16 protein-coding genes are annotated in these 17,663 nt (G+C 39.8%); 8 read left to right on the top strand and 8 right to left on the bottom strand.

Annotated features, from left to right (window positions below; all coding sequences use genetic code 11):
• Positions 1–62: 62 nt before the first annotated feature.
• The 7 genes from aroC (at position 63) to HJP15_RS15600 (ending at position 6,236) form a co-directional block, all read left to right on the top strand.
• A complete protein-coding gene (gene aroC, locus HJP15_RS15630; protein ID WP_054206041.1) occupies positions 63–1,160 on the top strand; it encodes a chorismate synthase in 1,098 nt (365 codons plus the stop codon).
• 131 nt (positions 1,161–1,291) lie between these two features.
• Positions 1,292–1,696, top strand: coding sequence for a DUF4112 domain-containing protein (locus tag HJP15_RS15625; protein WP_054206040.1), 405 nt, complete (start codon positions 1,292–1,294; stop codon positions 1,694–1,696).
• A gap of 84 nt (positions 1,697–1,780) precedes the next feature.
• Positions 1,781–2,428, top strand: a complete 648-nt coding sequence (locus HJP15_RS15620) for a glutathione S-transferase family protein (protein WP_170174099.1) — start codon at positions 1,781–1,783, stop codon at positions 2,426–2,428.
• Positions 2,429–2,539: 111 nt separating this feature from the next.
• Entirely contained in the window at positions 2,540–3,094 is a 555-nt protein-coding gene (locus HJP15_RS15615) for an elongation factor P hydroxylase (RefSeq protein ID WP_054455215.1), read from the top strand.
• Positions 3,084–4,205: an ATP-NAD kinase family protein gene (locus HJP15_RS15610; protein ID WP_170174098.1), complete on the top strand. Its 1,122-nt coding sequence runs from the start codon at positions 3,084–3,086 to the stop codon at positions 4,203–4,205. The genes HJP15_RS15615 and HJP15_RS15610 overlap by 11 nt, the downstream gene beginning before the upstream one ends.
• Positions 4,206–4,240: 35 nt before the next feature.
• Positions 4,241–4,516, top strand: coding sequence for a YfcL family protein (locus HJP15_RS15605; RefSeq protein ID WP_054206036.1), 276 nt, complete (start codon positions 4,241–4,243; stop codon positions 4,514–4,516).
• Positions 4,517–4,676: 160 nt separating this feature from the next.
• Positions 4,677–6,236, top strand: a complete 1,560-nt coding sequence (locus HJP15_RS15600; protein WP_054455213.1) for an AbgT family transporter — start codon at positions 4,677–4,679, stop codon at positions 6,234–6,236.
• Between the two features lie 518 nt (positions 6,237–6,754).
• Here HJP15_RS15600 and HJP15_RS15595 read toward each other — a convergent pair.
• The 4 genes from HJP15_RS15595 to HJP15_RS15580 form a co-directional block, all read right to left on the bottom strand.
• Complete coding sequence (locus HJP15_RS15595) at positions 6,755–8,587, bottom strand: DEAD/DEAH box helicase (RefSeq protein WP_054206034.1); 1,833 nt, start codon at positions 8,585–8,587, stop codon at positions 6,755–6,757.
• Between the two features lie 160 nt (positions 8,588–8,747).
• Positions 8,748–9,011: a GrxA family glutaredoxin gene (locus HJP15_RS15590; RefSeq protein ID WP_170174097.1), complete on the bottom strand. Its 264-nt coding sequence runs from the start codon at positions 9,009–9,011 to the stop codon at positions 8,748–8,750.
• A gap of 169 nt (positions 9,012–9,180) precedes the next feature.
• Entirely contained in the window at positions 9,181–11,265 is a 2,085-nt protein-coding gene (locus HJP15_RS15585; protein WP_211842133.1) for a TonB-dependent receptor plug domain-containing protein, read from the bottom strand.
• A gap of 127 nt (positions 11,266–11,392) precedes the next feature.
• On the bottom strand, positions 11,393–11,887 hold the full coding sequence (locus HJP15_RS15580; protein ID WP_170174096.1) for a TlpA family protein disulfide reductase: 495 nt from the start codon (positions 11,885–11,887) through the stop codon (positions 11,393–11,395).
• Between the two features lie 280 nt (positions 11,888–12,167).
• Between HJP15_RS15580 and HJP15_RS15575 the strand changes: the two genes are divergently transcribed.
• On the top strand, positions 12,168–12,614 hold the full coding sequence (locus HJP15_RS15575; RefSeq protein WP_054206031.1) for an Hsp20 family protein: 447 nt from the start codon (positions 12,168–12,170) through the stop codon (positions 12,612–12,614).
• 118 nt (positions 12,615–12,732) lie between these two features.
• Here HJP15_RS15575 and HJP15_RS15570 read toward each other — a convergent pair whose 3' ends face one another.
• From HJP15_RS15570 to HJP15_RS15555, 4 genes are all read right to left on the bottom strand, one after another.
• Positions 12,733–13,272, bottom strand: coding sequence for a hypothetical protein (locus HJP15_RS15570; protein ID WP_054206030.1), 540 nt, complete (start codon positions 13,270–13,272; stop codon positions 12,733–12,735).
• The gene (locus tag HJP15_RS15565) at positions 13,269–14,462 is read right to left on the bottom strand and encodes a peptidylprolyl isomerase (protein WP_170174095.1); all 1,194 of its coding nucleotides are present in this window, start codon (positions 14,460–14,462) and stop codon (positions 13,269–13,271) included. Before HJP15_RS15565 ends, HJP15_RS15570 begins: the two co-directional genes overlap by 4 nt.
• On the bottom strand, positions 14,459–15,472 hold the full coding sequence (locus HJP15_RS15560) for a phospholipase (protein ID WP_054455203.1): 1,014 nt from the start codon (positions 15,470–15,472) through the stop codon (positions 14,459–14,461). Before HJP15_RS15560 ends, HJP15_RS15565 begins: the two co-directional genes overlap by 4 nt.
• Before the next feature lie 425 nt (positions 15,473–15,897).
• On the bottom strand, positions 15,898–17,451 hold the full coding sequence (locus HJP15_RS15555; RefSeq protein ID WP_170174094.1) for a cryptochrome/photolyase family protein: 1,554 nt from the start codon (positions 17,449–17,451) through the stop codon (positions 15,898–15,900).
• Between the last annotated feature and the right edge of the window lie 212 nt (positions 17,452–17,663).

Below are 17,663 nucleotides of genomic sequence, written 5' to 3'. Positions count from 1 at the left end.
CACTAAAATTAAAGCCGAGCCCTAGGCTCGGTTCTCAGTAGTCATTAGGAATGAGGAAAGCAATGGCAGGTAATAGCATTGGGCAGTTATTTAAAGTGTCCACCTTTGGCGAAAGCCACGGCGTTGCCTTAGGCGGTGTTGTGGATGGTACGCCCGCAGGCCTTGAAATCACAGAGGCCGATTTACAAATCGATTTAGATCGTCGTAAACCAGGACAAAGCCGTTATACAACGCAGCGCCGTGAAGACGATCAGATCAAAATTCTTTCAGGTGTATTTGAGGGTAAAACCACGGGCACTAGCATTGGTTTACTGATTGAAAACACCGATCAACGTTCAAAAGATTACGGAAAAATCAAAGACGTATTTCGCCCAGGTCATGGTGATTACACTTATTGGCATAAATACGGGCTACGTGATTACCGCGGCGGTGGTCGTTCATCGGCACGAGAAACCGCTATTCGCGTTGCAGCCGGTGCAATAGCTAAAAAATACCTAAAACAATTTCATGGTATTGAAGTACGTGCGTGTTTAAGTCAACTTGGGCCAATTAAAGCCGAAAATTACGATTGGGATGAAGTTGAAAATAACCTTTTCTTTTTCCCAGATGCAAGCAAGTTAGACGCACTTGATGAATATATGCGCGACCTTAAAAAGCAAGGTGATTCAGTGGGGGCAAAAGTCAAAGTGGTTGCTAAAAACGTACCGGTTGGCTTAGGCGAACCAGTATTTGACCGCCTAGACGCAGAGCTTGCGCATTCACTAATGAGCATTAACGCAGTTAAAGGCGTTGAAATAGGTGATGGTTTTGATGTGGTAGAGCAAAAAGGTTCGCAGCACCGCGATGAACTTACACCTGAAGGTTTTACATCAAACCATGCCGGTGGCGTACTTGCAGGTATATCTACAGGGCAAGATATCATTGCTTCAATTGCGCTTAAGCCAACATCGAGTATTACTATTCCCGGTAACAGTATTAACACCGAGAACGAAGCGGTTGAGATGATCACTAAAGGCCGCCACGATCCCTGTGTAGGCATTCGTGCAATCCCGATTGCTGAGGCGATGATGGCTATTACTTTAATGGATCATTTGCTACGCCAACGCGGTCAAAACCCACATGTAAACCACGAACATGGGCCAATTAAAGGCTCAGTTTAGGTATTTATAACACAATAAGTATTACTAACTAAAAGCGCGTTAAACGCGCTTTTTTGCTTTTTACGATTTAAATACAGCTTTCAGGATTAGTTCAACTTCACATTTGTATAATTTTTTTGGAGGTTATTACTATGCAAAATTCTACTTATATAAATACAGAGCAAGTTAAGCAAACTAAACAAAAAGCAACACTTGCAAGATTAGAGCGTTTTAGTCAGATAACCGATAGCAGCATCCGAATCCCCTTTACCAATTTTAAATTCGGGGTTGACGCATTAATTGGCCTTGTACCTTTTATTGGAGATGTAGCAGGCTTAATTCTATCGACCTATATATTATTTGAGGCTCAAAAATTAGGCGTAAGCTGGCATATTAAACTACGTATTCTATTCAATATGGCTATAGATTTTATAGGTGGGCTAGTGCCTGTGTTTGGGGATATTTTTGATGCATTTTTCAAGGCCAACACTCGTAATACGCGTTTGTTAAAAAATCATATAACTAAACAGTTAAAAGCAAAGGGGATTGAAAACTAAAATAAGCTTATTAGGATTAAAGTTTTGATGAGTTATTGCACAGTTGTAGGTATATTGAGTTTCATCTACAAACAGGATTTTAAAATGCAATTATTTATCGGTAATAAAAACTATTCTACCTGGTCGCTTAGAGCGTGGTATTTAATGAGTAAATTCAATATGGATTTTACTGAGGAGCAGTTGGTACTCGACACTCCTGAGTTTTATAAAACACTTAGTACGCAATTTGATGTGCAAAAAGTTCCCGCATTAATAGATGGTGGTTTGCACGTATGGGACTCTCTCGCAATTTGTGAATACATCAACGATGCTTATCTAGCTGGTTCAGCCTGGCCGAAAGATATAGCTCAGCGAGCCAAAGCGCGTAGTTTAAGCGCCGAAATGCATTCAGGGTTTATAGCGTTACGTAATGAAATGCCAATGAATATTCGTGCAACTCGTTTTGTTGAGCTATCTGATACTGCTAAAAATGATATAACACGTATAGATGAAATTTTTACGCAACAACAAGCCGATTACCCAAATGCTTGGCTATTCGGTGAATTTAGTATTGTTGATGCTATGTACGCGCCTATTGTACTGCGCTTAAAAACTTATCAAATTAATTTATCCGAAGCGGCAACTCGCTATACTGAGCAAGTGATAAATTGCCCAGTATTACAAAGCTGGATAAAACAAGCACTAACAGAAACAGATATTGTCGAATGTGATGAAGCTGGCGTTGATGTTTAACTTGTTTTGCTAACCTATATGGCTTTTTACTTTCCTTTGAAAAGCCAGTACAATTCGCCACGTTTTTAATTGCATTAGCAGTATTATATCAAGGTGAGTTATCGAGTTTTTATGCATCAAATCGCCGATTTAATTTCTATTTTTGATAGCACTTTTTACCAAAGCCACAATACGCGCTTAATAAAAGGTGAGCATGAGCCAATTTATACGCCTGCTAACGAGCATACGTCATATCATCAAATCGTATTTGCCCATGGCTTTTACGCCAGTGCTCTGCATGAAATTGCGCATTGGTTAGTCGCGGGTGATAAACGCAGGCTTTTAGAAGACTATGGGTACTGGTATTGCCCAGACGGGCGAGATGCATCTCAACAAGCTGAATTTGAATCTGTTGAAGTTAAACCACAAGCAATAGAGTGGGCACTAAGCGCAGCGGCGGGGTTTGATTTTAATGTCTCTGTTGATAATTTAAATGGTGAGCAAACATGTCGTTTTGATTTTCAAGCACGTGTGCATCAGCAGTTAATCCAGTTTTTAGATGATGGTTTTAATCCGCGTACTAGTGCTCTTTTAAACGCATTAAGTAAATTTTATAACACGCCGTGGCCATTGAGTACGGCGCAGTTTTTATGGCAACATCCACAGGAGCTTTGTAATGGCGTTTAAATTAGGATTAATTGTTAATCCTGTTGCGGGTTTAGGTGGTAGTGTGGCGCTCAAAGGCAGTGATGGTGCTGACACTGCAGCCAAAGCGATTAAGCTTGGGGCGCAACCAAAAGCAAATTTACGAACTCAAGCTGCACTTGAAGTATTAACACCTTATCAGAACCAGCTTACTGTTTATACTGCCAATGGTGCAATGGGCGAGCATACAGCCAAAGAGCTTGGCTTTACCACTGAAGTTATTTATTACAGTGAACATGTTACTACCTCTGTGGACACAGAGCAGGCTGCAAAAGCATTATTAGAATTAGGTGTCGATCTTATTTTATTTGCTGGAGGCGATGGCACCGCCCGTAATATTTGTCATGCGGTTGAAGACAATGTCCCTGTGCTTGGTATTCCTGCAGGATGCAAAATTCATTCAGGTGTGTACGCTATTACGCCAAAAGCAGCAGGGCGTGTAGTTGAAATGCTGGTTAAAGGGGAACTTGTTACTCTTGGTGATGCCGATGTTATGGATATTGACGAAGATGCGTTTCGCCAAGGCACAGTAAAAGCAAAACGTTATGGTGAAATGCAAGTCCCGAGTGAAGTGCGTTATGTGCAAGCTGTAAAAAATGGTGGCAAAGAAACCGATGAACTTGTATTGGCTGATATAGCCGCACATGTTGTGAGTGAAATGGAAGAAGACACGCTCTATATTATGGGCAGTGGCTCAACAGTTGAAGCGGTGATGCAAGAGATGGGCCTTGAAAACACGCTATTAGGTGTCGACTTGGTCGAAGATCAGCAGCTGATTGGGCGCGACCTTACTGCACAAAAGCTACTTGAATTAACAAAAAATCGAAAAACCAAGTTAGTGATCACGCTTATCGGTGGTCAAGGTCATATTTTTGGTCGCGGTAACCAACAATTAAGTCCAGCGCTTATTCGCGCGGTTGGTACACACAACATTATAGTGGTGGCAACAAAAACCAAACTACAGGCTTTAAATGGCCGTCCTCTCATTAGCGATACTGGCGAGACTGAGTTGGATGATGAATTAAGCGGTTATATTCGTGTTACAAGCGGATTTAACGACCATATTATGTATGCAGTAGGCCACCAAGATTAATGGCTAACACACTGCAAAATCAGGAGAAGTAAGTAATGAGTTTAGTAAGCTATATAGATGCAGCCCAGCAGTATTTTGACGACTTAGTGATCAAAGCCACTGATGATGAGCTTTTTGCCGGTGGTTATTTACGCGGTCACTTTGATTTGGCTGTAGGGTATGCGCAAGTTGAAGAGCTCAACTTAGAAGTGTCAGAACTCAACGAGACGGTCGAAAAAAGCTTAGTAAAAGCGTATCGCAATGGCGAATTAAATGAAGATGACAAAACACTGGTTGTGAGAATTTGGGAAGAAGTAAAAGCGCTCGCATAATTTGTTCTAAGGTAACAGAAATAAAAACGGCAATCTTGCCGTTTTTTTGTGCTTTTTTATAATTCCGTCCCTAAAAACGCATTTTTATGTTTACTTAAAATTTACCTAAAGCGGCATTTACGGTAATGTAGCAAAGTATTAATTCTAGGGAACAAGCGAAATGAATAATAATAATGATGTGGCAATGCCAACAGGTGTTGTTGCTCGATTTTTAAACTTTGTTGAACGGGTGGGTAATAAGCTACCTGATCCGGCAATTATATTTTTGTTTGCCATGTTATTAATTTGGTTTTTATCATGGTGGTTTTCTGGCGTAAGTTTTGACGCCATTGATCCACGTACTGGTGAAGCCATTATAATTAACAACATGCTGGCAAGTGATTCTTTGGCCACTTTTTTATCTTCTATGGTAAAAACGTTTACAGGTTTTGCACCGTTAGGCGTGGTATTAGTGGCTATGCTAGGTGTAGGTGTTGCTGAACATTCAGGTTTCATCAATACTGGCCTTAAGCTAATGCTTAAAGTAACTCCGCAAAAGTTATTAACTCCTTCGATTATCCTAGTTGCTATTGTTAGCCATACAGCAACCGATGCTGGTTATGTATTGGTTATACCATTAGCGGGTGTGATTTTTTACGCTGCAGGACGCCATCCTCTTGCCGGTATTGCAGCCGCATTTGCAGGGGTAAGTGGTGGCTTTGGGGCTAACTTTATTCCATCAGGAATTGATCCACTATTACAAAGCTTTACGCAAAGTGCAGCGCAAATAATTAACCCTACAATGACGGTAAACCCATTAAATAACTGGGCATTTGCATCGGCGTCAAGTTTGTTTATCGTATTAGTAGGCTGGTATATCACTGATAAAATTATCGAACCACGTTTACAAAAAACAAAAGTTGATGGCGCAGAAGAAGACTTACCCGTATTTGAAGATGCGCGCAGTGATGAAAAACGTGCCTTTTTTATTGCAAGTAGCGTGATGATAGCAGGTCTTGCATTGTTAGCGTTTGTTTCAGCACCAGCAGATTCTGCAATGCGCAGCAGTGATGGCTCGCTTACTAATTTTAGTTCGCCTTTAATGCAGTCAATTGTGCCGTTAATCTTTTTACTCTTTTGGATCCCGGGTGCTGTATATGGCTTTACAGTCGGCACGTTTAAAACCACCAAAGACATGATAGATGCTATGAGTAAAGCCATGAATGGCATGGCGTACTATATTGTTATGGCGTTCTTCTGTTCGTTATTTATTGCCGCATTTAGTAAATCAAACTTAGGTGCATTACTGGCTATTGAAGGCGCGCAGCTTTTAAAAGCGATGGAATTACCCAGTGCTGTAACTGTCGTTGGCATCATCTTTTTAACAGGCTTTGTTAACTTATTTGTAGGCTCAAGCTCAGCTAAGTGGGCGCTGTTAGGTCCTGTATTTGTGCCTATGCTAATGCAGTTGGGCATTTCACCCGATCTAACGCAAGCAGCTTATAGGGTTGGAGACTCAAGCTCTAATATCATTACACCGCTTATGCCTTACTTTCCGCTAGTTGTTGTTTACTGCCAAAAGTATGTCAAAGGCACCGGAATCGGCACGCTCATTGCGTTGATGCTGCCATACTCAATCGCCTTTATGATTGGCTGGAGCTTATTTTTACTCGGCTACTGGGCACTTGGTTTACCGCTAGGAATAGACGCAAGTTATGTTTATCCAGCCGTAGCGCCTTAGATATTGGAATAATCATTTAAAAAATAGCCCCACCATGAAAATGATGGGGCTTTTTTGTTTCATAATTTTAAGATAAGCCATATTCTTCGCTTTTTAATATGGAAAGCGAATGCGTGTCTTTTCTACAATAGCATTAACATTATATAGAGCATGGAGAATAATAAAGAGTGTGACTTGTAAGGTTTTATTTAATTAAGTAGCCACATTAATAAAGGATTAAAATGAATAGGGACGTTAACCTTCATACTAATAAATGAATGGAAGAAATGTTTTTTTGGGGAGAGGGTAAACCCCTTTCTTGGTTTTTAATAAGATACAAGTGAGCAGTGTTGTCCATTAAGTAATATGGAACAACCACAACTTACAACTTACAACTTACCGCTTAAGGCTTAAAACTTACGGTGTAACTTCTCTAAAACTTTATTCTCGCTAACTTCCTTCTACTAACTTTACTTTATTCCAGACACAAAAAAACCTTACCATTTACATGGTAAGGTTTTTTATTAAAGACGCGCTGCTTATTTAGCTGTGAAGCTTACTGGGCGACGTTCTTTACGAGGGCCGCTGCGCTTATCACCACGAGGGCCATCAGTGCGCTTTCTGTCACCTGATGGACGCTCAGAGCGTTCGCCACGTGGTTCAGCAGGGCCTTGATCTTGTGTAATTGTTAAGCCCATTGGACGTTTACAAATAAACACTTTTTGGAAATGATCAAGTACATCTTTTGGCATGTTTTGCGGTAATTGAACCGTACTGTGATTATCGTGTAAACGAATATCACCAATAAACTTGCTTGAGATATCAGCTTCGTTAGCGATAGCGCCAACAATGTTCTTAACTTGCACACCATGCTCACGACCTACTTCGATACGGTAAGTATCCATAGGGCCTGCATCACGGCTGTTACGTTCGCGAGGTTTACGCTCAGCGCGTTCACCACCACGCTCGCCGCCACGTTCGTTGCGACGTCCGCGGTCACCGCGATCGTTACGTGGGTTGCGGTCGTTACGCTCGTTACGTTCACGAGGTTGAATCTTAACTTCTTCAACTTTAATTGGTGATTGTTGCTGTGCTAAACACAGTAACGCACCCGCTAGGTCTTCAGGAGCAAGTTCAAGTTTTTCAGCCATTTTAATAGCTACTTCATTGAAGAAGGTAATATCTTTGTTTTCAAGTGCGATAGCAAGTTTTGCTTGTAACGCTTCGATACGTTTTTCTTCAACTACTTTAGCTGTAGGCAATTCAACCTGTGCAATATCTGAATTCGTATGACGCATGATATTTTTAAGTAAATAGCGTTCATTGTGTTTTACGAATAAAATTGCTTTACCAGTACGACCAGCACGACCTGTACGACCGATACGGTGAACGTAGGCTTCAGAATCTTGTGGGATATCGTAGTTGATAACAAGGCTTAAACGGTCAACATCTAGACCACGTGCCGCAACGTCTGTTGCGATAACGATGTTCAACATGCCGCTTTTTAAGCGATCTACAGTGCGTTCACGTGCTTGCTGGTTCATATCACCATTAAGCGGAGCTACAGAGAAACCTTCGCGCTCTAATAACTCAGAAAGCTGTACTGTATCGTTACGAGTACGTACGAATACAATAGCGCCTTCATATTGCTCAGCTTCTAAAAAGCGAACAATGGCTTTATTCTTGTGTACGCTTGCATTCCAAAACACTTGCTCAACAGATGATACGGTTGAGTTACGCGCAGAAATATGAACCTGTTCAGGGTTATTCATATATTTGCTGCTGATGTTTTGAATTTGCTTAGGCATAGTCGCAGAGAAAAGACATGTTTGCTTTTCGCGCGGTGTTTTTTCCATGATGTTTTCAACATCATCGATAAAGCCCATACGTAACATTTCATCGGCTTCATCAAGTACCAATGCTTGTAAAGCATCAAACTTGATAGTGCCACGGTTAATATGATCGATTAAGCGACCTGGAGTAGCGACAATAACTTGCGCGCCACGACGAAGTGCACTTAGTTGGATACTGTAGCTCTGGCCACCATAAAGTGCCAATACTTCAATACCACGAACATGTTTAGCATATTGTTCGAATGCCTCAGCTACTTGGATCGCAAGCTCACGGGTTGGTGTGAGTACAAGGATCTGCGGCTGCTTCACAGACGGGTCAATATTATTAAGTAATGGCAGTGCAAATGCTGCGGTTTTACCTGTACCCGTTTGAGCTAGTCCCAGTACGTCCTTTCTTTCTAGCAATAACGGTATACATTGAGCTTGGATTTCAGATGGTGTCTTGTAACCCAACTCTTCAACTGCCTTCAAGATTGCAGGAGAAAGATTTAGAGATTCAAACGTGACTGGTTCTGACATTAATACGCCTCAACGAATTTAAAGAGGCGCGCATTGTATAGGATTTGTGAGGCAAATGCTTGTATAAATTACAACTAATTTATATGTGGTTGATGTTGATTGAAATTTAACCAGTTTGATTTTTAAGCAAGTCAAGCTGGTTAACATATTGGACACACAGTTATTGGTAAAGGCCGAGGTTTTCTTTTGCGAACGCTTCAAATTCTGTAAAGCCCCCAATGTGTTTTTGGTCAACAAATATTTGCGGTACAGTTGGGCAAGGCTTGCCTGCTGATTGCTCTAAGTCAGCTTTGCTAACACCTTCTTTGATTATATCAACATAGCGGTATTTAAAGTCATCGCGCTGGCTTGCTAATTTTTCAGCAACGTCTTTTGCACGAACACAGAATGGGCAGCCTTCACGGCCAAAAATTACAGTTAACATATCGCTCTCCTCGATTTGATTTAAAGTGATACTAATCACTAGATATAAAAATATACAGTGCAAAAAAACGATTGGACAGTTCTATTTTTATGATTTGAGGTTTTATGATTTGAGCAATTATAAGTGAGTCACTCAAGGGCACGCCATGGAGTGACTCACTTATGCTACGTTAAAAGGTTAAGCTAAAACCAATAGACGGGCGCATTTCAAAGTCATCTTCACTTTCTTTTATGATCAAATCATTGGTTGAGGTGATTTTTTGATAATCTAAATCTATGCTGCTGGTGTTTGCTTGGCCGTAGGCGTTCATTAACTCTAAAATTAACACGCCATCTAGGCCCCAGAAGTCCGTTGTGCGCTCAAAGCGTAAATCAAGGCGATGATATACATCAAAACGTTTTGAGAACGGGTCACCGTACTCGGGCAAAAAGCGGCCTTCAAATTCAGGGTTTTCTTTTACACCAATAATAGGGGTGTAAGTTTGACCACTGCGTGCTGTGAAGTTAAAGCCACCTTGCCACTTTTCACTGATTTGATAATTAAACACCATATTGACGACTAAAGGGGTGTCAGCGTAATAGTCTCGGGTGATGTTTTGGCGTTGATCAGTACGCTCACTTTTAGCATAGCTCACAGCGAGCCAGCCATACCATTTATCAGTTTTATTTTTATTAATTAATAAGTCAACACCGTAAGCACGCCCTGTGACATCGTTGCTGTAAAGCGTTGCTGCATCAGGGTAGTTATTTAATGCTAATGGTAAATCGTCCATGGTTTTATAATACCCTTCAACAGACCATGTCCAATCACCCGCAAGTTCTTGTGCAAAACCTAGACTGCCATGTTTTGAGGTTTGCGAACGTAAATTAGGGTTACCATGCTCTGGTAATATGTAGTCAACATCTTGCATACGGTTATAGTGGCCATATTTGGCGTTAATACTGTTACGATCATTAATAAAGTAGGTAAGCGCAAGGCGTGGCATAACAAAATCTTCATCGGTGTAATCATTGCTCTGATACTGTACACCAACTTCACTTTGCCATTGGTCATTGATATCCCAAATATGACTAGCACCAACAAAGTATTTATCAAGCGCGAGGCTGTCTTTCCCCGTGATGCGTTCGCCTTTATTTAAATCACAATCAGGGTCCAGCTCAGTACAAAGATACTGAAAGCCATCGTAACTGTAAGTTGTGTCGTTATCAAAATAAGCAGCATCAAATACAAGTTGCTGAGCTTTATTGATGCGCCAATTTAAGCGGCCTTTATAGGTGATTTGTTTTTCCTGTTCTTCTTCAAAAAAACCATCACTTAAGGTGGCGCGTTTACCGTATTCTAATCGCCCTGAATGATCGAGTGCACCAATACCTAACCGTAAACTAAAGTCTTTATTAAAGTGATCCCACAAAATACTTTGGCTGGTAAATTCGCGAATGAAATCAGCATCTCCTTGATATTCTGGATTTTTTAGTGATAATTCGGCACGCTGATTAAAACCTGCTGCAACTGAATCTTTAGCGCCTGTAAATGATACCGTAAGTGCATTTTTATCATTGATGTCCCAAATCCACTTTCCTTGATAGTCATGATCATCAGGCGCATCGTTAATGGTGACACCACTGAGCTCTCCATCGTCATCTTCAAGCTCTTCACCCTTTGAGAAAAATAGGGGTAAGGTACTTTTTCGCCCTGATAAATAAAATGCGGTGTTTTCTGTTAACTGTCCTTCCATAAAAACACCGGCATTAAACATTGTAAAATCCAGTGTGGTTGTAATCGGTTGGTACTTTGGGTTACGCAGTGTTACGTCAAATACGGCACCAGTGGCATTGCTATAGCTAGAACCGTAGCCTGCAGAGTAAAGCTGGAAATCTTGAATTAAATAACGATTAAAAATAGAGCTGCCAAAATCATGAAAGATATAGCCTGCAGGCATAAAGTCAACTTCAAATAGGTTGTCATCAGGTGATGAACCACGTACAGCTGGCTCACTCATTGAGCCACCCGCAGCAACTACACCTGGTAATGCAAAAACAGCACGTAGTGGGTCGCCCATTGCGCCGGGCATAGTGACTAATTTTTCGGTGTTTTCTGTTATTTCACTGGTGATACTGCTGCGTTTATAGACAACGTCTATATGTTCCATTGTGTCTTTATTTGTTGATGTATTAGTATTTGCCTGCGCTAAAAGTGGCAAACAAAGGGCAAGCGGTGTTAAACGAAAAAGTGTGTGCAGTTGGTTGGCTATCATGTCTCTTCCATGGTTGTGAACAAATGTGATTGCCACGTATGATAGAGATAAAAATCGTATAAATGCTTAGAAAAATGTTGTGAAAATGTACCTAAATGTAGGGAGCTGTTACAAAATGTTTCGTGGTTTATAAAGCATTTATTTTTATGCCAAGTTCACTTGAATACCCCATTGAGCGTGCGGTGATTTGTAACTGTTCGTTGATGATATAATAAGTTGGAAACGCGCTTATTTTATAATTGCTTTGAGTATGGCGATCACCTAATAGAATTGGCATTGTTAAGTTAAGATCTGATACAAAATCAACTACTTCCTGTGGGTTTCTATAATCAAGCGCAATACCAATTGCATTAATATTAGAGTCCTCTGTTACAGATTCTAGATTCGGCATACTGTATCGACAAATAGTACACCATGGTGCAAAGAAATAAACGACGGTGGTTTTGCCTTTTAGCATCGCAATATTGATCCGTTGCTCGCTGTCATTAACTAGGGGTAAATTAAAATACGGGGCAGGGCTGTTGCTTGTCGCGAGTAAATTGCGCTGCTGATATGCTGTAACTGCAAAAAAGACCACAGCAATGATGATTAGGTTGATCATCAAGCTTTTTACTTTTTTCATATTTATCTCTGTGATTAATTTTTCAGTTTATTTTAACCTTGAAAAGTAAACATCGCACCCTTATTAATTTGAGTAGGCAAAAGTAGTTTTGAAAAAATAAAATATTTTTTCAAAATAATCTTGAAAACAATTTTGCCGTCCATATATAGTTTAGTGAGGACGCCTGATGGGTCCCAATTAAACAGAAGTAATTGAAATTTATATTATTAATTAAACTTTGCCTGTGCTTGTTCAATGGAAAAGCACTTGCGAAATATCGCTTAAATATGAGGATATTATTATGCGTACAGTAGATTTATCACCACTTTATCGTTCATTCATCGGCTTTGATCATTTAGCATCTTTAATGGATGCGGCAGCTCGTACTGATAAGCAGCCAAGTTTCCCTCCGTACAATATTGAGGCGCTCGATGAAGACAAATATCGTATTACTATGGCCGTTGCTGGTTTTAGTGATAATGAGCTGACTATTGAGTCAGAAAACAACACTTTAAAAGTTGCAGGCATTAAAGACAATAAAGATGAGAGCGCACAGCGCAAGTTTATTCATCAAGGCATTGCTGAGCGTAACTTTGAGCGTAAATTCCAATTGGGTGATCATGTAAAAGTGCTCGGTGCGGACTTAGCTAATGGTTTGTTAAGTATCGACTTACAGCGTGAAATCCCTGAAGCACTTAAGCCACGTAAGATTGAAATTGGCAGTGGCAACCTGCTAGAAGGTAAATAACCAGCCCTTTGATATTATTTTTCCCCTGATTTAATGTTATTTTTAGCCGCCTCTTTTGAGGCGGTTTTTTGTTTTCTGTGCGTAAAGCTCACCTCCGCGCGCACTTAAGGGTATTAGGTCAGTTGCTACCTTTGCTTTCTAACTTGGCTTGCATATTTTTTAGAACGGCTATTTTATCAATAGCCTCTTGTAACTGCGTTTGCGGGAGTCCATGTTGACGTCCTTTTTCAAGTAGGTTTTCTAGCTTTACTATTTTTTCTTTTGCTGCAATAACAAAACGTTGTTCAAGCCGTGTTTGCTGTTCGTTATGAAAGTCTAAGTAAGCTTGATGATCTAATATGTCACCTTCAAAATTGGCTGCGTTGACGGTTTTCTTTGTTATATTGGGTATATAATGAGGTGTTGTTATAGGCGTTTGTGACTGACGGCTATTGATAGTATTTACTGCCATATGGCTTTTGCTAGTGGAATTTACAACTGTTTGGTTTTTGCTTGGTGCTTTTGAATCAAAACTGATATTTGTGATGGGTAGTGACGGGGTTATATGTGGTGTCGATACAGTAACATCATTGATATATTTATGCTCTGAGAAAAAATTCACGGCTAAAAAAATTAAGCAAATAATGCCACTAATAATAAAAATAATTTTTTTGTTCATAACAGTATTGCATTTTGTTGTTGCCAAGCTAGCCAGTTTTGTTGATAACTGTGCTTTGCTTTTTGTATTGCAATGGCTTTTTTAGCTTGGTATATAACGGTTTCGTCCGCCGAGGTAAAATATTTATAGTGGTGGTTATTGCTCATTATTACCACCCATAAACCGTCAGGTGATCGAATCACGTGGGATAGTTCATCTTCTTTTTGTGTAAAAGCCAACTGTATGACCCAATTACTTTTATTTTTACGGGTTAGCATATTTTGATACTGAGCATAAATATCATGCTGCTTAAAAGATGTTAATGCCTGAGTGAATGAGCTGTTATGTACCGCTTTTCTAAATTTAATCGCATCTTCTCGGCTTGTAAATTCAACTCCGTAAGCAGTAACGTTATTTAGATATTTAAATCTTTTTTTATTTGCTTGGTAGTAAATTTTAATTTCTTCGTCAGATATTTGCTGCTCAAGGCTATCAAGAATAGGGCTTTGTACGTGCATCATGTTTTTAATACCTAGCCAGCTTTGAATTGAAGGGCGTAAAATTTCGCCTTTAGCTAATTCCTGCAAGTGGTCAATATTTATCCCTTGTTTTAAAAGTAGTGGTGTTGCAGCTAAAAGAGCAGCATTAAATTGCCGCTTTTTAAGCACTTCACCTCTAAATAAATTACTATCACCTTGGTGTAGTCTAAAGCGTACTTGCATAGATAGCGGTGTAATAAAATCATAAAGAGTAATAGGGTTTACAAACAGTTTATTTAAACTAGTTCGCTGTAATTTAATTACTTGTTCGGCAGTATATTTACCATCTGCTGGGTAGTTAGCTAATACTTGAATAAGCCATTGGGTAGTGTATTGCGTAAAATTAACCGTTTTTATATTATGCCCAGATAAACTCAGTTGAGAGTTAAATATGTTCATTAAATAACGCTCAACATGATATTGCGTACTAAAGCCAACCTCTGATTGACGTGCTATCAGTTCAGGCATGTTTTGTTCAGCTTGCTGTAGTAAAAATTGGTTCTCAAATACGCGGGTACGAACCTCTTTGATGCTAATGTTCGTATTATGTTGTTTATATACTTGATGCATAAAGCGAACTTCCGCATTAGTATATTGGTTAAATGATGCCACTGTTAAGGGGCTATAAAGCACCCCTAATAGTAACAACAAGATTGTAGTCAATCCTTTCATTGGCGAGCTACCATCGCATGATTAAGTAAATGTACGACCATTGCAATAGCATGGGGAATAACCTGTTTTGCTGTATCTAAACGGTCGTAGTGATCTTTTGAATTAAGTACAATACCGCCTTGGGAATAAGAAAATGCTCCTCCTTGTGTTAGTAAAGGTCGAACATCTTGGCTGTTAATATCCAGTGCTGAAAATGTTTGCATTGCTTGTGTGATCAAAGCAGTGTCATTCAGTTTTTCTTGATCGTAGTAGTCTTTTACCCAACTTTCCCAGCTTGAATGATTTAGATCTGATGTTGTCCAGGTATGGTGTGGTTGCAGTAAATCAGTGGTATGGAAAACAAAACCTAATACTTGCGGGTTCCCGCTTTGTAAATAACTTTGATACCAATATTGACCTAAGTTATCAATGGGTTGAAATGGCATTTCTTCAAAATCATCGTACATGCTATAGGTAGAATCGCTGTCGATTCTATAATTGGCTTCAGTAACACCATAGCTATTATATTTTGACGAATCAGCATTAAACCAACCTGTCTCGCCTCCTTTTCCATCGTCAAGGTAGTCACCTTTTAACCACGCTGATGCTAGGTTATCAACAGTGCCCCATACAGTCAGCTTTTGGTAATTATAGCCGCCAAAGTCGTTACCATGTTGATCTGCTCCTTGTGTATGATTTTGAAAGTGCCAATAGCTTGTGTATTTAACAATACTTTCAGCTGCTCCCCAGACAGGAGCTTGTACGCATGAACCTGTGACTGCGCCACAAAAGAACGTATCTTCAAAGTCATCTACATCATAGGCGGCTTGACCGAGTACGTCAGCTAGTTGTGTTATGGTCATATTATTTTGCTGAGCATAGCGACTCAAAGCCAAAAATTCCGTGCTACTTGGGTGCTGCTGCATATAATTTACGGCATCAATAACAATGCGCTTATGTGTTTCTTGGCTAAACGCTTGAGCTTGGCTAGTACTTAAAAGTAATAGTGCTGTTAAAAGCTGTTTTTTCATCGTGTTCTCATAGTGTTGTGAAGTAATTACTAATATTAAAAAGTAGAGTAGTTACACTATAATGACAAATTAATTAAACATTAAATTAACAATATTACCTATTTTGATACTTTGGTGCTAGGCCTGTTTATCTTTCGAGGTTGAATTTGCAGCAGTGTGTTTGGTTTTTAGGCAAGGCAGAGTCAATGATGTGTGGTTATTCCCCATAGGCGATAACGCAGTATAAATGCCAAACATGCGCTGCCCAAAGTGTTCTTCCTAGGGGCGATTAACTCTTTGTTACCTACACGGATGTAGGTAAGGGGCGTGAGCAGGACGCACAAGCTTTGCTCGATTTTTACTTAGCCCACTCGATTACAAATCTCGTGCCGCGATTAAATTGCCCCTAGATTGAACAAATTTCAATCCACAAAGGTCAACAGGCCCTAGAGTTTTTCTATATTAGTTAAGCACCACTGCGCTCTTTTTAAAGTTGCCGATTGTTGAGTTTCGTTTTGCTTTTGCCAATTTTTATAGACCATACCTATGCGTGGGTTACGCGATAAACGGGCTTCGTGGGTATGCATAAATAGCCAATATAAACTATTAAACGGGCAGGCTGTTTCTTCACTTTTTTGTTTGACGTTATAATGACAACCTTTACAGTAATCACTCATTTTGTTTATGTAGTTTCCGCTCGAAGCATACGGTTTTGTTGCAATTAGCCCACCATCAGCAAACTGGCTCATTCCTCGTGTGTTAGGCATTTCTACCCATTCAATGGCGTCGATATAAATTCCTAAATACCAGTTATCTACGTCATCAGGCTTGATGCCGGTCAATAAGCAGAAGTTGCCTGTGATCATCAATCGTTGAATATGATGCGCATATGCCGTGTCTAAACTTTGAACGATTGCCTGCTTCATGCAGTTCATTTTTGTGTTACCGTGCCAAAAATAATCGGGCAATGCCCGTTTTGCATTTAGTTCGTTTTTAGTCGCGTAGTCTGGCATATTTTGCCAATAAACACCCCTTACGTACTCGCGCCAACCTAAAATCTGCCTAATAAACCCCTCAACTTGCGCCAAGTTAATTTCATTTTTTCGCTTATCAAATTCACTCAACACTTGGTTAATAACGTGCATTGGATGCAACATTTTTGTGTTAAGGGCAAAAGCGATACGACTGTGATAAAGGCTCCATTTGTGTGATGTTTGACACGTCATGGCATCTTGAAACTGACCAAAATGAGGTAAAAGGTGGGTGCAAAAGTAATCTAGTAGTTGTTTTGCTTGATTGCGACTCGTAGGCCATAAAAGAGTTGAAGAGCAATGACCTAGTGTACTTATTTTATGATTGTTAATTCGCCGTAAAATAATTTCAATATCATTACTGAATACTTTAGGTTCAGGGATTGTTGCTAAGTCGGCTTTCTTTAATTTATTACGATTGTCTTGATCAAAGTTCCATTGTCCGCCTTGTGGTGCGCCATCTTTCATTAAGATATTAAAGCGTTTGCGCATCATGCGGTAAAAGAACTCCATTTTCACATGTTTATCTTTTTTAAAGTGGGCGCTAATATCACTGTAAGGTAATAGAAAATGTTCGCTATCACAGGCGCTTACTTTCAAAGATATGTGTGATTCTAACTGCTGCATTTGCTGATATAGCCGATATTCATCTGGATACTGATACTGGATTTCCTGGCATTGGTATTGCTCAGCTAAACGCTTTAAAAGAGTTGTAATGGACTCATCATGTTGGGTGTCATCAAGGGTTAAATGCAACACATTTAATTGTGATTTTTTAAGGGCACTGGCAAAGTTTTCCATAGCTGAAAAAAATGCTGCGACTTTTTGTATATGATGCTTTACATAATTAGTCTCTTGTTTTAATTCAGCAATGACATAAAGGTATTGCGCTTGGTTTTCTTCTTTATACCAAGTGTGATTTGCATTGAGCTGGTCGCCAAAAATAAATCGTAATATTTTATATGCCATAAACTTAACCTAAAACACTTTTATACGATTGACCTCTAAAGTTGGATCTCATTATGTAAGGCGTGCTGGCCAAAGCGTTCTTCCTAGTCTTTGTTGCTCGGTTTTTACTTAGCCCGCTAGGTTACAAACTTCGCGCCGCGATTAAATCGCCTCCATATCTACGCAGATTGGTATTAACCCCCTGTGAAACGCTGAAGTTTGCATCTTGAGGT

The organism is Pseudoalteromonas sp. NEC-BIFX-2020_002 (assembly GCF_013002825.1).
GTDB lineage: Bacteria > Pseudomonadota > Gammaproteobacteria > Enterobacterales > Alteromonadaceae > Pseudoalteromonas > Pseudoalteromonas neustonica.
This window is presented reverse-complemented; position numbering and strand designations above follow the sequence as displayed.

Coding starts and splice junctions, on each gene's coding strand:
- aroC (WP_054206041.1), top strand. CDS start 63: ATGGCAGGTAATAGCATTGGGCAGTTATTTAAAGTGTCCACCTTTGGC.
- HJP15_RS15625 (WP_054206040.1), top strand. CDS start 1,292: ATGCAAAATTCTACTTATATAAATACAGAGCAAGTTAAGCAAACTAAA.
- HJP15_RS15620 (WP_170174099.1), top strand. CDS start 1,781: ATGCAATTATTTATCGGTAATAAAAACTATTCTACCTGGTCGCTTAGA.
- HJP15_RS15615 (WP_054455215.1), top strand. CDS start 2,540: ATGCATCAAATCGCCGATTTAATTTCTATTTTTGATAGCACTTTTTAC.
- HJP15_RS15610 (WP_170174098.1), top strand. CDS start 3,084: ATGGCGTTTAAATTAGGATTAATTGTTAATCCTGTTGCGGGTTTAGGT.
- HJP15_RS15605 (WP_054206036.1), top strand. CDS start 4,241: ATGAGTTTAGTAAGCTATATAGATGCAGCCCAGCAGTATTTTGACGAC.
- HJP15_RS15600 (WP_054455213.1), top strand. CDS start 4,677: ATGAATAATAATAATGATGTGGCAATGCCAACAGGTGTTGTTGCTCGA.
- HJP15_RS15595 (WP_054206034.1), bottom strand. CDS start 8,587: ATGTCAGAACCAGTCACGTTTGAATCTCTAAATCTTTCTCCTGCAATC.
- HJP15_RS15590 (WP_170174097.1), bottom strand. CDS start 9,011: ATGTTAACTGTAATTTTTGGCCGTGAAGGCTGCCCATTCTGTGTTCGT.
- HJP15_RS15585 (WP_211842133.1), bottom strand. CDS start 11,265: ATGATAGCCAACCAACTGCACACACTTTTTCGTTTAACACCGCTTGCC.
- HJP15_RS15580 (WP_170174096.1), bottom strand. CDS start 11,887: ATGAAAAAAGTAAAAAGCTTGATGATCAACCTAATCATCATTGCTGTG.
- HJP15_RS15575 (WP_054206031.1), top strand. CDS start 12,168: ATGCGTACAGTAGATTTATCACCACTTTATCGTTCATTCATCGGCTTT.
- HJP15_RS15570 (WP_054206030.1), bottom strand. CDS start 13,272: ATGAACAAAAAAATTATTTTTATTATTAGTGGCATTATTTGCTTAATT.
- HJP15_RS15565 (WP_170174095.1), bottom strand. CDS start 14,462: ATGAAAGGATTGACTACAATCTTGTTGTTACTATTAGGGGTGCTTTAT.
- HJP15_RS15560 (WP_054455203.1), bottom strand. CDS start 15,472: ATGAAAAAACAGCTTTTAACAGCACTATTACTTTTAAGTACTAGCCAA.
- HJP15_RS15555 (WP_170174094.1), bottom strand. CDS start 17,451: ATGGCATATAAAATATTACGATTTATTTTTGGCGACCAGCTCAATGCA.